The following is a 12,528-nucleotide window of genomic DNA, read 5'->3' as shown; positions in this document are numbered from 1 at the left end:
GATAGGGCTTGGGCACGATGACATCCTTCCAGCCCGCCGAAGCAGGCAAGTCAGTTGTCACCTATCCGTGCAGCAGACCCGACCGCAGCCGCCGTGAAGACTGTCGACGCACACCAGTCCCAGTTCTCGATGCCGCCGCTCCACTCGAACAACGACGTATAGAAGGCCTCAACGCCGACCTGGCGAACACCTTGATCGCCTGCCGCCAGCACTTTGAGCACATCCATCATCTGATTGCGACGCCGCTGCTCGTCGAGGCGCCCGGTGATGCCCGTAGTCGGCTCGCCGATGGCGTCGTCCCCAGCCGACGGTAGAGGGAGCCATTCGAGTTCCTGGAGACCTGGCACGTCACTGACCGGGCCGACTGTGGTCAGCGTGTTGTCGCGGACGTACAGTGCGATGCGCCCCTCGTGGTCGCAGGACGGGCACTCGCACAGCCAGGCATCCACGACCACGTCGGACACGGCACGATCGCCCACGTCGTTGCGGCCCCATCGCAGCACGTCGCCGAGGCTGTAGCGGTACTGCCACACGGCGCCGTACTGGAACTGGACCTCCCGTGGCGCGACCTCCTGGCAGGAGGGGCACTCGATCGTTACGTCGAGCGAGTTGAACAATCCCATGTCACTCCGCCACATAGCCCTGGTCGGCGAGCCACTCCGCGAGGAGATCGAGCGCCAGGGTGCAGGCCTGCTCGTTCTCCTCGACGGTCAGATCGTCGATCCGCGCGTTGGGACGCGCGGGGCCCGCGATGTGCCTCACGATGTGGTACTCCCAGGTGACGTTTGCACCGGAGGCGCCCAGGCGAGCGGTCAGCCACCGCGAGAGTCCGTGGAGGTCGGTCCTCAGCGTCCACAGCGACCCTGTCACGAACGCGGCGAGCGTCGAGAACGAGTCGCCCGAGACGAACATGCCGCGTCGCAGCCGCAGGTGATGCACCAGCGTGGCGGGGTTGTCGAAGTGCCACCGGTCGAGCCTGTCGCGGGGATCTTCTGGTGCTCCTGGACCCGACCAGCCTGCGGTGAAGTCGGTCGCGACGACGGTGATGGTGCCGCCGGTGAACGTCAACTCGTGACGGACGCCGCCCTTGTCGTCGGGCAGAATCTCGTCGACCAGCAGATTGGAGCGTGGCTGTTCGCTGTGGTCGCCGTCGGACTCCACCGACGTCACGCCCTGGTACCTCAGGACGAACTCGGGCGGCGCGTCGCCGTACGCCGCCAGGACCAGGGTGACCACGACGCCGTCGTCGGTGAATCGTGTGGACATCCGGTCGAAAGACGCGCTGCGCGGGCACCACGGGTGGCTGAAGTCGTAGTGTTCGGGATGGGTGGCGAACGCTCGCGCGCAGGGTGGAAGCTCCTCTGCGTGCTCGGCGAGCCACTCCAGATACTCCCGCGGGTCGGTCATCGACCCGCCGCCGGTCGACTCCACCTTCACGTAGCGCACACGGGAGTCTCCCACGGCGCACCGGCCAAGCCCAGCGGCCTGCGATGATCCGAGCATGTCATCGAGTCCTGGCTTCTCGCGGACCACTGTTCTGCTCTCACTCCAACAGGCGTTGTGGGATACGGTTACGCCCGGCCTGCGGGGCGTGACGGTGCGCCTCGGTGGGTCCGGGATCGAGGGCCGCATGATCTACGACCACGAGCCCGATGCCACGGATCGCGAGGACTGCTCGCTCGTGGAGACTTTCGTCGTCGCCGACGTCCCTGACGATGTCGAGGTCAGACTGAAGGCCGTCGCCGTCGTCCTACCCGAGGAGTGGACGCTGCTGGACGGAGAAGAGTGGGTCTACCTGCGCAAAGAACCCGCACCACCGCAACCCTGGCATCCGCACCCGAACCCAGCAGCAACACCGCTGCTGGACTCACCACGCACCCGCGACGAACTCGCGTCGTTCATCGACGAACTCGCGAGCACGAGCGCCGTGTCGCCCGGCGCCTGGGAGAACGCGACCCTGCCCGACTAACTTCACGCGCTCGCCGCGTGGACCCGCGACCTGGATGGCTACTACTTGGGCAACGGCGAGCCGGTACCCGAGACGCCTTCCTGGAACCTCGTGGCGCGGATGCTCCAGGCCGCGACCACCTACGAGTAGAAGTAGAAGGGATGCAGTGTGGACCGGCACCAACTCCAGGACGCGTTCGACGAGATCTTCGACCAGGCGCTTGTCTTCCATGGGTACGCCGACTACATGAGGGACTACGACCTCTACGTCTACGCGACGGCGGATCCGCGCACCGGAATCGCACCGGAACACCTGCGCTACCGGTTCACCCACTGTGTTCGTGCGACCGTGACCACGACTGTGCGGCGCGACGTCTGGGCGACGTCACTCGGCGATGAGTTCACCGACCACCTCGCCTGGCAGCGGGCCGGCGAACCGGACGGGTACGTCTGGGGCGTGCGGTGGCAGGCCCTCTACCCAGGAATCCGGCTTCTACCGGAGTCCGACGAGGCGGCACGATGGGCGTCCGAGCTGGGAGTCCCGTTCCACACGGCGCGCGTGGAGACGAACGCTCACGACATCGAACTGGTCTTCTCCGACCTCCGCATCGACCAGGTCGTCACCGGTCATGTCGTCCTCGCGTTGGATGAGGCGCCGTGATGAGCTACCCGTACCTCGGCGTCGAGGGCTACCAGCCGAACCTTCAGCGTGGCCTCGCAACGATCGCGGAAACGCATCGGCGGCGTCTTGCTGGGACTCATCGGCCGGCGCCTCACTCGGGCGTGGCTGCTCTGGGACCGTGCGCGCGACGAGTGGTTCGCCGATGCGCCGGTGCTCCTGGAGTTCGACGGTGAGCAGGTCGAGGTGTGTCACCACGCCCGGCAGCCTATCGGCGGTAGCTCGTGCCGATGCGGGCGGTCCGCAGTGCGCGCCACGGAGGCGGACGACGACGGGCCGCACCCGCCCGCCGTCGTCCGTCAGACCGTCAGTGGTGCGAGTGCGACGACATCGAGGCGGTGCCGGCCGTCCGGGCCGACTCCGTCGCGAACAGGTAGTCACCGGTCTCGGTGTCCACGCCGTCGATCTTCGGGACCTTCACCGTGCGCGCGCCCGGCTTGCCACCGATGACGACCTTCCGCAGGCTCACGTTGTTCTCGGCCGTCACCTCGTGCAGGTTGCCGTCCGGATTCACCGTGATGCGGATCTTGTAGGTGCCGTTGGGGACGCCGGTGAGGTCGAACGCCTCGGTCTGGTACTGCGCGTAGGTGTCGCCCCAGCCCACGGGCAGGGACTCGCGCATCCAGGTGGCTTCCTTCCCACCGCAGGCGCTCTCCAGGCCGATCAGCTCGGGACGCCATGCCGCGTTCTCCGCGAGCATGTCCACGGGGTCGGTCGGCACGAGGCACCACGACTGCTTGCCGCTGGTGGTGACCAGGTCGCCCTGGGGCGTGACGAGCTCGTACTGTGCGAAGTCGAGGAAGTGCCAGTGGTTGTGGCCCGGGGCGGCGTGGTACTTCATCGTGCCGGTCCTGGCGTACCCGACCTGCTCGCCGTCCTCGTAGAAGAACTGGTAGGCGTCCATCACGCTCTTGTTCGGACGGCGGAAGCCCTCCACCACGAGCGGGGCAGGGCCGGCGTTCCACTCGTGCGCGTTGAAGGTGAGCCGGTCCTTGCCGCCCTGCCGCTCGGTACCGATCGACCAGGCAGGCTCGGCGACGAGATCCGGGAGGGTGCCGTCCCGCGGATCCGCGACCTTCGGGGCCGCACCCTTCGTGCCCGGCTTCGCGCTGGCGGTCGCGTTGTCGGCCCGCTTGACCTCCTCGGCCAGGTACAGGTTCGGCGTGCGCTCCACGACGCCCGAGTCCTCGATCCCGCCGGCGGAGGCCGTGCCCGGTGACACGTCCTGCATCAACTGGCCGACGTCGGCGCCCTCGGCGCTGAATCCCTCCACGGGTTCACCCGCGAACCCGCCGTCGTCGCCCCATTCCTTCGACGCGTTGCGCACGGTGACCTTCTGCTTGAGCTTGCGCTCGCTGTCCGGGATGCCGAGGAACGCGGCCACCGGTTCGGTGATCGCCGTCGTCATCGTGAGCCGGTGGCCGATCTTCACGCCCTTGACGTCGGTGTAGGCCTCGAGGTTCGCGGCCCAGCCCTGGTCGACGCCGAACACCACGGACCGCGTGAACCAGTTGCCGCCGCAGAACGCGGGGTAGCTCGCTTCCGACGGGCCGTTCGGCGCGATGCGCCGTGTGTCGTAGCCCGCGGGGCACAGCGTGCGCTTCTCGTCGAACACCACCTTCCCCTGCGAGTTGACGATCCTGACCCGCAGGCCGTCCTTGATCCCGTTCATCCCGTCCACCAGTTCGGCGGGAACGGTGACGGTCTCGCCCCTCCTGGTGCCGTCGACGGTGGTCATGGTCATCATGGGCGTCGCGCCGTACGAGTCCCGCTTCGTGGCGAACTCGTAGCCGACCTCCGGCGCGGCGAGATAGCGCACGGAGTCGAGGAAGGCGAAGCTCTCGCCCGGGTAGGCGTACGCGTCCACCGTCGGAGGCCCGGTGATCCTCAGGCCGTTGTCGGTGTCCGACGCGGTGGACGGGGTCGATCCGTCGTCGGCGGACGCGGTGCCCGCGGCGAGCTGGGCCGCGGACAGCCCGAGGGTCATCACACCGGCCAGGCCGACGGCGGTCAGCCGGCTCCTGGATGCCAATCGCTTCTTCAAGACAACCTCCGGGGTCGAGTGGTGACGCTGTCGTCACTCCCGACGAGACTGCCGGGCAGAAGGTTGTGCCGAATGTGAAATACCCGCTAACTCCACAGCTTCTCGACATTCGCGCGCGAAATGCCGGTCTTCTCCACGAGGTTCGACGGCGCGTCGCCACGCGTCTGCCCGATCTCGCGTGGATCTGCGCCACGCGCGATACGAGGTCGGGTCAGAGCGGCAGGGAGTGCTGGATGTCGATGGTGCGGCTGTGCGCGACGAGTCTCTCGTAGTCGGACGCCGCGCCACGCATGAGGATCTCGATGAGTGCCTCGGCCTCGTCGTTGGACAGATGCGTCGCTCCGACGACGGCACGGTGATGGATGACGGCGTTGAGGATGTCGAGCAGACTGCCGATGTCGACGTCCTCGCGCAGGTCACCACGCCGTTGCGCCCGCTGGAGCAGGCCCGTGACGACGGCTCGAGGCGGTTCGTCGACGATGCGCCGGTACTCGGCGCGGAGCTCCTCGTCGTTCGCGCAGGCGACGTGGATCGCGTTCAGCACGTCGGGTCGGAGGGTGCGAAACGCGGAAAGGAACACTTTCATGCCTTCGGCCAGGTCGCACAGGGTGCATCCGGTGTCAGGCGCCGGTGGTACGTCGAGTCGCCACGCGACGACGGCCAGTGCGAGGTGGGTTCGCGTCGGCCAGCGTCGATAGATGGCGGCCCGGGTGGTGTGTGCCGTTCGCGCGACGGACTCGAACGACAGAGCCTGGAAACCGCGGTCGTCGAGCTGCCGGCCCGCTGCGGTGAGAACCGCGGTATCGATGCCCGGGTCGCGTGGCCGGCCCGCGCCGGCGCCCTTGCGCACGTCCATAGCGTCGACCATACTCCATTCCAATACGATACGCATTGCATCGAAAGGAACCTTGTGTCACGACGGAATCCGGAGCACGGCGACGCGGGCCCGCGCGCCTGGACAGGCCTGGTCGTGCTGATGTTGCCGCTGTTCGTGCTGTCCATCGACGTGAGCGTGCTCTATCTCGCGGCGCCTCACCTCGATGTCGCGCTCCGGCCCAGCCCGACCCAGTTGTTGTGGATCCTCGACATCTACGGCTTCGTGATCGCGGGCTCGTTGTTGACGATGGGTCGTCTCGCCGATCGGATCGGTGCGCGTCGCCTGCTGATGATCGGCTCCTCGCTGTTCGCGGCGGCATCGGTGGCGGCCGCGTTCGCGCCGAGTGCCGAGTGGCTGATCGCGTGCCGTGCGGCCATGGGCCTGTCCGGCGCCACGTTGATGCCGTCGACCCTGGCCCTGATCAAGGCGATGTTCACCGACGAGCACCAGCGTCGGCGCGCGGTGGCGATCTGGATGAGCGTCTTCTCCGGCGGCGTCGCAGTCGGCCCGGTGATCGGGGGAGCGATCCTGGAGGCATTCTGGTGGGGAGCGGTCTTCCTGCTCGCGCTACCGCCCATGGCGGCCGTCGTTCTGGCCGGCCCCTTCCTGCTGCCCGAGCAGCGGGAGGAGCGACCAGGTCGCGTGGACCTGGTGAGCGTGGGCCTGTCCTACTCCGCGATGCTGGCTCTCGTGTGGGCGCTGAAGCAGGTGGCCGCCGGTGAGAACGTCGGGTGGGCGGTTCCGGTCGCGCTGCTCGGGCTGATCTCCGGCTGGGCGTTCTGGCGGCGCCAGCCCCGCCTGCGGAAGCCGTTGCTCGACCGAACGTTGTTCGAGGTGCCACGTCTCCGGCGGGCGGTGCTCCTGCTCTTCTCGGGCCTCCTGGTCGTCAACGCCGTCTTCTATCTCTACCCGCAGCTGCTTCAGCTCGACCTCGGCCTGTCCGTCCTGGTCGCAGGCCTGTGGGTGATGCCGGTGGCGGTGTCGAGCATGCTGGCGACACTGGCGACGCCGCTACTGGTCCGTCGGTTCGGCGTCGAGCGGGTGATCGCGACCGGGCTTGCGGTCGCCGCCTCCGGGCTGGGAGCGGCCGCCGTCGCGAGCCTCATCGGTGGGCTGCCCGCGCTGGTGGTGGCCGTCGCCTGGACCGTGATCGGCGTGGCGCCGCTGCCCACCCTCGCCACCGACCAGGTGATCGGTGCAGCTCCGGCCGACCGTGCGGGCTCGGCGTCCGCGCTCACGGAGACGGCCGGTGAGCTCGCGGTGGGTCTCTCCGTCGCGCTCGTCGGGAGCCTCGTGATCGCGGCCGGTGCGCTCGACCGCGGGCTCCTGGTGACAGGGATCCTCGGCGCCGGACTGATCGGCGGCCTCGCGCTCCGCGAGGCGCGTACCGGCGGGAGCGCGGCGTGACGCCCTCGGGTCCGTGCGCCGGTCGACCGCCGTCGGCGCTTCGACCGGGAAGATCGAGGAGTTTCCCGTAATGTCAACCCTGCAGCTCCTGCGCCCGGAGACACGACGGAGGAAAGTGTGCTCGACATCAGCCCATTGACCTGGGCCCTCACCATCGGTCTGATCATCTTGCTGCTGGCCGTGGACCTGGTCCTGGCCGCGGCTCGCCCGCACCACGTCGGGTTCAAGGAGGCCACGGCCTGGTCGGTGTTCTACATCGCGGTGGCGATCGGGTTCGGCGTCTGGTTCGGACTGCAGTACGGCAGCACGGCGGGCACCGAGTACTTCGCGGGCTACATCATCGAGAAGAGCCTGTCGGTCGACAACCTGTTCGTGTTCGTGATCATCATGAGTACGTTCGCGGTACCGGACCGGCACCAGCACAAGGTCCTCGTCTTCGGGATCGCGCTCGCCCTCGCCATGCGTGCCGTCTTCATCGCCCTCGGCGCCTCTCTCATCAGCCTGTTCTCGTTCACCTTCCTGCTGTTCGGGCTCCTGCTGCTCTACACGGCCGTGCAGTTGTTCCGTCACCGCAACGAGGACCCGGACATCGAGAACAACCTGATGGTGCGCGGTGCGCGGCGGCTGCTGCCCGTCAGCGACGGGTACATCGGCGGCAAGCTCCTCGCCCGGGAGAACGGCCGCCGCGTGGTCACCCCGCTGTTCATCGTGCTCGTCGCGATCGGCAGCGTCGACCTGCTGTTCGCGCTCGACTCGATCCCCGCCGTCTTCGGCGTCACGGCGGAGGCCTACATCGTCTTCACCGCCAACGCCTTCGCGCTACTGGGCCTGCGGGCGTTGTTCTTCCTCGTCAAGGGCCTGCTCGACCGACTCGTCTACCTCTCGGCCGGTCTCGCGATCATCCTGGCGTTCATCGGGGTCAAGCTGATCCTGCACTGGGCTCACGTCGACATCGACGAGTCGATCCCCGAGATCCCGACACCACTCAGCCTCGGTGTCGTGCTCGGTGTGCTCGCCGTCGTGACCGTGGCGAGCCTGATCAAGACCCGCGGCCTCTCGTACGAGAAGGCACACGCCGGATCGCTCAGCCTGACGAGCACCAAGAAGAAGGACGGGACGCCGCAGTAGCCGCCGCGGCAGCGCGGCGCCCTTCCCCACCGACAACGGAAGCAGATCGCTCATGACCACACCCCGCGTGGGCGTCGTCTGGAACCCCGCCAAGACGACCCGACAGGATCTCGAGCGCGCGCTCGAGAAGGCAGGCTCCTCGGTGTCGTCGGCTCCGGAGGCCCTGTGGTTCGAGACGAGCGAGGACGACCCCGGCCAGGGCGCAGCCGCCCGGGCGACGGGCGAGGGCGTGGCCGTGGTGGTCGTCGCGGGCGGTGACGGCACCGTCCGGGCCGTCGCCGAGCATCTCGCGGAGGCGGACACCTCGGCCGCGCTGGGGATCGTGCCGCTCGGTACGGGAAACCTGCTGGCGAGGAACCTCGGAGTGCCCCTGGGGGACCTCCCTGGAGCGTTCGCCCGGGTGCTGGCCTCCGAACCGCGAGCCATCGACGTGGGATGGCTCGAGATCGACCTCGACGCCGGCACCGAACGTCACGCGTTCGCCGTCATGACCGGCTTCGGCCTCGACGCCCACATGATCACCGAGACGGACGACGACCTCAAGGACAGTGTCGGCTGGCTCGCCTACGTGGAATCGATGGGCCGCGCACTCTCCGCCAGCGACACGCTCGACATCCGGATCGCGGCCGACGGCGGACCGCGCCGCCACGAGCACGTGCACACCCTCCTCGTCGGCAACTGCGGAACCCTTCAGGGCGGGATCAACCTCCTGCCGGAGGCCGACCCGGGTGACGGTGAGCTCGACCTGCTCGCCCTGAGCGCGGCCGACGCGGCCGGCTGGGCCGACACGCTGCGCAACATGGTCTGGGACAACGGCATCAAACGGCTGGCCACGCGCCGCTCGGCGGCCGAGAGCAGCGCCAGCACCATGCACTTCCGCCTGCGCGGCCTCCAGGTAGAACTGTCGGAGCCGCGCGTGGTCGAGATCGACGGCGAGGATCTCGGGGAGACCACCCGCTTCGGCGTCACCGTTCAACCGGGCGCGGTCCGCGTCCACTGAGTACGCCCGAGGCCGCCCGGGGACGACGGCATCCACCGATCGGACGACCCGCGGATCATCCGATCGGTGTCCCCGTGGTTGATCCGCGTCCGCGGGGACACGGCCACGCTGGACGCCATGACGACACCCCCGGACCAGGTCCCGCCCGTGCGTACGGCCGCGACCTCCATCTCCGTCGCCGATGCCCGTTCCGCCGCCGCCCCGTCGGCACCACGTCTGGCGTGGATCGACAACCTGCGCATCTGGCTCACCGCGCTCGTGGTCCTGCACCACGCGGCGTTCACCTACGCGCCCTTCCCCGCCTGGCCGTACTGGGAGCCCGACCACGGGCTGGGAGGCAGCCTCCTCCTGCTGTTCGGCGTGTTCAACCAGATGTGGTTCATGAGCGCGTTCTTCCTCGTCTCGGGCCTTTTCGTGCCGGGTTCCTACGAGCGCAAGGGCACCCGCCGGTTCGTCGTCGACCGCCTGTGGCGGCTCGGCCTGCCGTTGCTGCTGGTCGTCGTGGCGCTACGCCCACTGGTGGACGGACAGAGGTACCAGGCCGCCCAGGACGCCGCCGCGGCGGCGGGGACGGAGCTGTCGCCGGTCACGTTCTACCTGCAGACCGCCCGGCCGATCTGGATGTGGTTCGTCGAGGTGCTGCTGGTCATATGCGTGGCCTACGCCGTCTGGCGAACGCTGCGCACTCGTCCTGTTGCCGCCGTGCCGCGTGCGGCCGCACCCACGGCGTGGACGCTCCTCGCACTCGGGGCCGGTTTGACCGGGGTGACCTACCTGTGGCGCATCGTGGTGCCGACCGGGGCCGGATGGCCCGTGCTAGGGCTCCCCACGCCGGACCATCTGCCGCTCTACGTGGCGTTCTTCGTGCTGGGCACGCTCGCGCTGCGCCGCGGCTGGCTCGACCTGCTGACTCCCCGTGCGGGCTGGATCGGAGCGGGGGCCGCGACCGTCGGCGCCCTCGTCCAGCTCGCCGTCATCGCCGATCCCGCGGCGGCCGGAGGCGGAACGTGGCAGTCGCTCGTCGTCGCCGCCGGGCTCGTGCCCACGGCGATCGGTACGACGGTCGCGGCCCTCGCTCTGTTCCGCTCCCGGTTCGCGCGCCAGGGGCGCCTGCTCCGGTTCCTGTCGACGCACACCTATGCCGTGTACGTCGTGCACGGCCTGGTCCTCGTCGGTGTCGGCAGGATGCTCGCCCCCGTCGACGCGCCGGTCCTGGCGAAGTTCGTGCTCCTCGCCGCCGCCGCGCTGCCGATGTGCTGGGCCGTCGCCTGGGGAGTGCGGAGCATTCCCGGCGCCAGGAGAGTGTTCTGAACCGTCCGCTCGCGCGGCAGGATGGGACGGTGACCGACACGACGGCGCCCCGCACCGCGGCCCGGGCCGCGCCCGCCTCCCCGGCCGCGGCCCGGCCCGCGTCTCCGGCCGCGCATCGGCTCGCGCCCCGGCGCTGGTCGGTGCGGCAGTGGCACGCGGACCTCACCGGCCCCGACTGGAGCGTACGTTTCGAAGCTGCGCTGGTCGCCCTGCCGTGGATCCTTCTCGCGGTCCCGCTCGTGCTCGACCAGGCGCTCAGCGACCGGGCCGACGACGGCGCGCGACTCCTCGGCGTGGGGCTGCCGGCCGCGGCCGGGGCCTGGATCTACCTCGGGCACACCCGCGTCGACCCCCTCCGGCGGACCGTGGTCGGCGCCGCGGTCCACCTCACGGGGCTGCTGGCGTTCTCCACCGTCCTGATCTGGTACGACGAGCTCTACCTCATCTTCGCCATCACCGGGTTCTTCCACAGCTACCACCTGCGACCGTGGCCGTTCACCGCGACGGCCGTCCTGGCCACCTCACTCGTCGTCAACGGTCTGGCCCTCTCCCCGTGGGACCCGACCCTGCGTTCCGTCGGCACGTTCGTCACGGTCGTCGTGGTCCAGTCCGCGGCGGTCACCGGCGGATACGTCTTCTCCGTCAAGGAACTCGAGCGCCATGACCGGCAGGCCGACACCGTACGACGGCTCGGGGAGGCGCTCGCGGAGAACGAGCGCCTCCACGTGCTGCTCGTCGAGCAGGCCCGCCAGGCGGGCGGTGCGGACGAGCGCCGGCGCCTCGCCGGGGAGATCCACGACACGCTGGCCCAAGGCCTGACCGGCATCGTCACCCAGGTGCAGGCCGCGCAACGGGTCTGGGACGATCCCGAACGCGCCAGGCCCCACGTCGACCGTGCCCTCGATCTCGCCCGCGAGTCGCTGGGGGAGGCCCGCCGGTCGGTCCAGGCGCTGCATCCGGCCGAACTGGTGGAGAGCCGCCTGCCGGAGGCGCTGGCCTCGCTGACCCGCCGCTGGTCCGCCGACAACGACACTCCTGCCACGTGCGAGGTCACCGGTAGCCCGGTGATGCTGTCACCCGCCGCCGAGATCGCACTGTTCCGTACGGCCCAGGAGTCCCTGACGAACGTGGCGCGCCACGCGCACGCGGCCCGCGCCGGGGTCACCCTCAGCTACACGGGTGACACGGTACTGCTCGACGTGCGCGACGACGGCGTCGGGTTCTCCCACGACGCGACCGCGTCGGGCGAGGCGGGGACCGGCTTCGGGCTCGCCGGGATGCGACGCCGGCTTTCCGGCGTGGGCGGGGTGCTCACCGTGGAGAGCGCCCCCGGCGAGGGAACCGCGATCAGCGCCCGCGTCCCGGGAGGCCCCCATGAAAGCTGACGACGGGACGGGTGGCGCGCCGATCCGCGTCCTGATCGCCGACGACCACCCCGTCGTTCGCAACGGCCTGCGCGGCGCGTTCGCGGACGACCCGGGCGTCACCGTGGTCGGTGAGGCGGCCGACGGCGACCAGGCCGTGGCACGCGCCTGCCAGGGGGACGTGCACGTGGTCCTCATGGACCTGCGCATGCCCGTGATGGACGGCGTCGAGGCGATCTCCGTGCTCCGCGAGCGCGCGCCCGGCGTGCACGTGCTGGTGCTCACCACGTTCGACGGCGAGGCGGACGTCCTTCCGGCGGTCGCGGCGGGTGCCACCGGCTACCTGCTGAAGGACGCCTCGACCGAGGACCTGGCGCGCGCCGTGCGCGCGGCCCACCGCGGCGAGGCGGTGCTCGCGCCGTCGGCGGCCGGGCGGCTCATGGGGCAGGTGCGCCGCCCGGCGGGCGCCGTGCTCTCGGCGCGCGAACTGGAGGTGCTCGCCCTCGTGGCCGACGGCGCCTCCAACCGGGACGCCGCCCGGCGCCTGTTCATCAGCGAGGCCAGTATCAAGACCCATCTGCTGCACGTCTACGACAAGCTGGGCGTGCGGGACCGTGCGGCGGCGGTCGGTGAGGCCTACCGGCGCGGGCTGCTCCCGGCACGATGAACTCACCACTTGTCGTCGCGACGCCGGCTGCCCGGGACGATGCCTCGCGGACGCGGACGCGGACGCGGACGCCGCCGCCGGACGGGCCGAAGCCCTTCCGGCGG

The 12,528-nt window shown here is 69.8% G+C and carries 12 protein-coding genes and 1 pseudogene; 9 read left to right on the top strand and 4 right to left on the bottom strand.

Going from position 1 to position 12,528, the window contains the following annotated elements:
- Nucleotides 1-50 precede the first annotated feature (50 nt).
- On the bottom strand, nucleotides 51-623 hold the full coding sequence (locus J0911_RS03010) for a hypothetical protein (RefSeq protein WP_207273968.1): 573 nt from the start codon (nucleotides 621-623) through the stop codon (nucleotides 51-53).
- A gap of 1 nt (nucleotide 624) precedes the next feature.
- Nucleotides 625-1,446: a hypothetical protein gene (locus J0911_RS03005; RefSeq protein WP_207273967.1), complete on the bottom strand. Its 822-nt coding sequence runs from the start codon at nucleotides 1,444-1,446 to the stop codon at nucleotides 625-627.
- A gap of 55 nt (nucleotides 1,447-1,501) precedes the next feature.
- On the opposite strand from J0911_RS03005, the gene J0911_RS03000 reads away from it, so the two are divergent.
- From J0911_RS03000 to J0911_RS02995, 3 genes and pseudogenes are all read left to right on the top strand, one after another.
- Nucleotides 1,502-1,969 carry a MafI2 family immunity protein gene (locus J0911_RS03000; protein WP_207273966.1) on the top strand — a complete coding sequence of 156 codons (468 nt, stop codon included), beginning with the start codon at nucleotides 1,502-1,504 and terminating at the stop codon, nucleotides 1,967-1,969.
- Nucleotides 1,970-1,981: 12 nt separating this feature from the next.
- A pseudogene (locus tag J0911_RS21330) lies at nucleotides 1,982-2,098 on the top strand (DUF7660 family protein); the annotation flags it as partial.
- 18 nt (nucleotides 2,099-2,116) lie between these two features.
- A complete protein-coding gene (locus tag J0911_RS02995; protein ID WP_207273965.1) occupies nucleotides 2,117-2,608 on the top strand; it encodes a YxiG-like protein in 492 nt (163 codons plus the stop codon).
- Nucleotides 2,609-2,933: 325 nt separating this feature from the next.
- Here J0911_RS02995 and J0911_RS02990 read toward each other — a convergent pair whose 3' ends face one another.
- Entirely contained in the window at nucleotides 2,934-4,658 is a 1,725-nt protein-coding gene (locus J0911_RS02990; protein ID WP_242636173.1) for a lysyl oxidase family protein, read from the bottom strand.
- 223 nt (nucleotides 4,659-4,881) lie between these two features.
- A complete protein-coding gene (locus tag J0911_RS02985; protein WP_207273964.1) occupies nucleotides 4,882-5,526 on the bottom strand; it encodes a TetR/AcrR family transcriptional regulator in 645 nt (214 codons plus the stop codon).
- A gap of 54 nt (nucleotides 5,527-5,580) precedes the next feature.
- On the opposite strand from J0911_RS02985, the gene J0911_RS02980 reads away from it, so the two are divergent.
- The 6 genes from J0911_RS02980 to J0911_RS02955 all read left to right on the top strand — a co-directional run bounded on the left by J0911_RS02980 (nucleotide 5,581) and on the right by J0911_RS02955 (nucleotide 12,424).
- Nucleotides 5,581-6,954, top strand: coding sequence for an MFS transporter (locus tag J0911_RS02980; protein WP_207273963.1), 1,374 nt, complete (start codon nucleotides 5,581-5,583; stop codon nucleotides 6,952-6,954).
- Nucleotides 6,955-7,071: 117 nt separating this feature from the next.
- Nucleotides 7,072-8,082: a TerC/Alx family metal homeostasis membrane protein gene (locus J0911_RS02975; protein WP_207273962.1), complete on the top strand. Its 1,011-nt coding sequence runs from the start codon at nucleotides 7,072-7,074 to the stop codon at nucleotides 8,080-8,082.
- 52 nt (nucleotides 8,083-8,134) lie between these two features.
- Nucleotides 8,135-9,082, top strand: coding sequence for a diacylglycerol/lipid kinase family protein (locus J0911_RS02970; RefSeq protein WP_207273961.1), 948 nt, complete (start codon nucleotides 8,135-8,137; stop codon nucleotides 9,080-9,082).
- 117 nt (nucleotides 9,083-9,199) lie between these two features.
- The gene (locus J0911_RS02965; protein ID WP_207273960.1) at nucleotides 9,200-10,393 is read left to right on the top strand and encodes an acyltransferase family protein; all 1,194 of its coding nucleotides are present in this window, start codon (nucleotides 9,200-9,202) and stop codon (nucleotides 10,391-10,393) included.
- A 29-nt stretch (nucleotides 10,394-10,422) separates the two neighbouring features.
- Nucleotides 10,423-11,778, top strand: a complete 1,356-nt coding sequence (locus J0911_RS02960; protein ID WP_207273952.1) for a sensor histidine kinase — start codon at nucleotides 10,423-10,425, stop codon at nucleotides 11,776-11,778.
- Nucleotides 11,768-12,424: a response regulator gene (locus J0911_RS02955; RefSeq protein ID WP_207273950.1), complete on the top strand. Its 657-nt coding sequence runs from the start codon at nucleotides 11,768-11,770 to the stop codon at nucleotides 12,422-12,424. Before J0911_RS02960 ends, J0911_RS02955 begins: the two co-directional genes overlap by 11 nt.
- Nucleotides 12,425-12,528: the final 104 nt, after the last annotated feature.

The sequence above is a fragment of the Myceligenerans salitolerans genome (assembly GCF_017349295.1).
GTDB lineage: Bacteria > Actinomycetota > Actinomycetes > Actinomycetales > Cellulomonadaceae > Myceligenerans > Myceligenerans salitolerans.
Note: the sequence above shows the minus strand (reverse complement) of the source record. Positions and strands in the feature narration are given on the sequence as shown.

What these genes read in the sequence shown, in the direction of transcription:
- J0911_RS03010 (WP_207273968.1), bottom strand. Translation starts at nt 623, where the DNA reads ATGGGATTGTTCAACTCGCTCGACGTAACGATCGAGTGCCCCTCCTGC.
- J0911_RS03000 (WP_207273966.1), top strand. Translation starts at nt 1,502, where the DNA reads ATGTCATCGAGTCCTGGCTTCTCGCGGACCACTGTTCTGCTCTCACTC.
- J0911_RS02985 (WP_207273964.1), bottom strand. Translation starts at nt 5,526, where the DNA reads ATGGACGTGCGCAAGGGCGCCGGCGCGGGCCGGCCACGCGACCCGGGC.
- J0911_RS02970 (WP_207273961.1), top strand. Translation starts at nt 8,135, where the DNA reads ATGACCACACCCCGCGTGGGCGTCGTCTGGAACCCCGCCAAGACGACC.
- J0911_RS02965 (WP_207273960.1), top strand. Translation starts at nt 9,200, where the DNA reads ATGACGACACCCCCGGACCAGGTCCCGCCCGTGCGTACGGCCGCGACC.
- J0911_RS02955 (WP_207273950.1), top strand. Translation starts at nt 11,768, where the DNA reads ATGAAAGCTGACGACGGGACGGGTGGCGCGCCGATCCGCGTCCTGATC.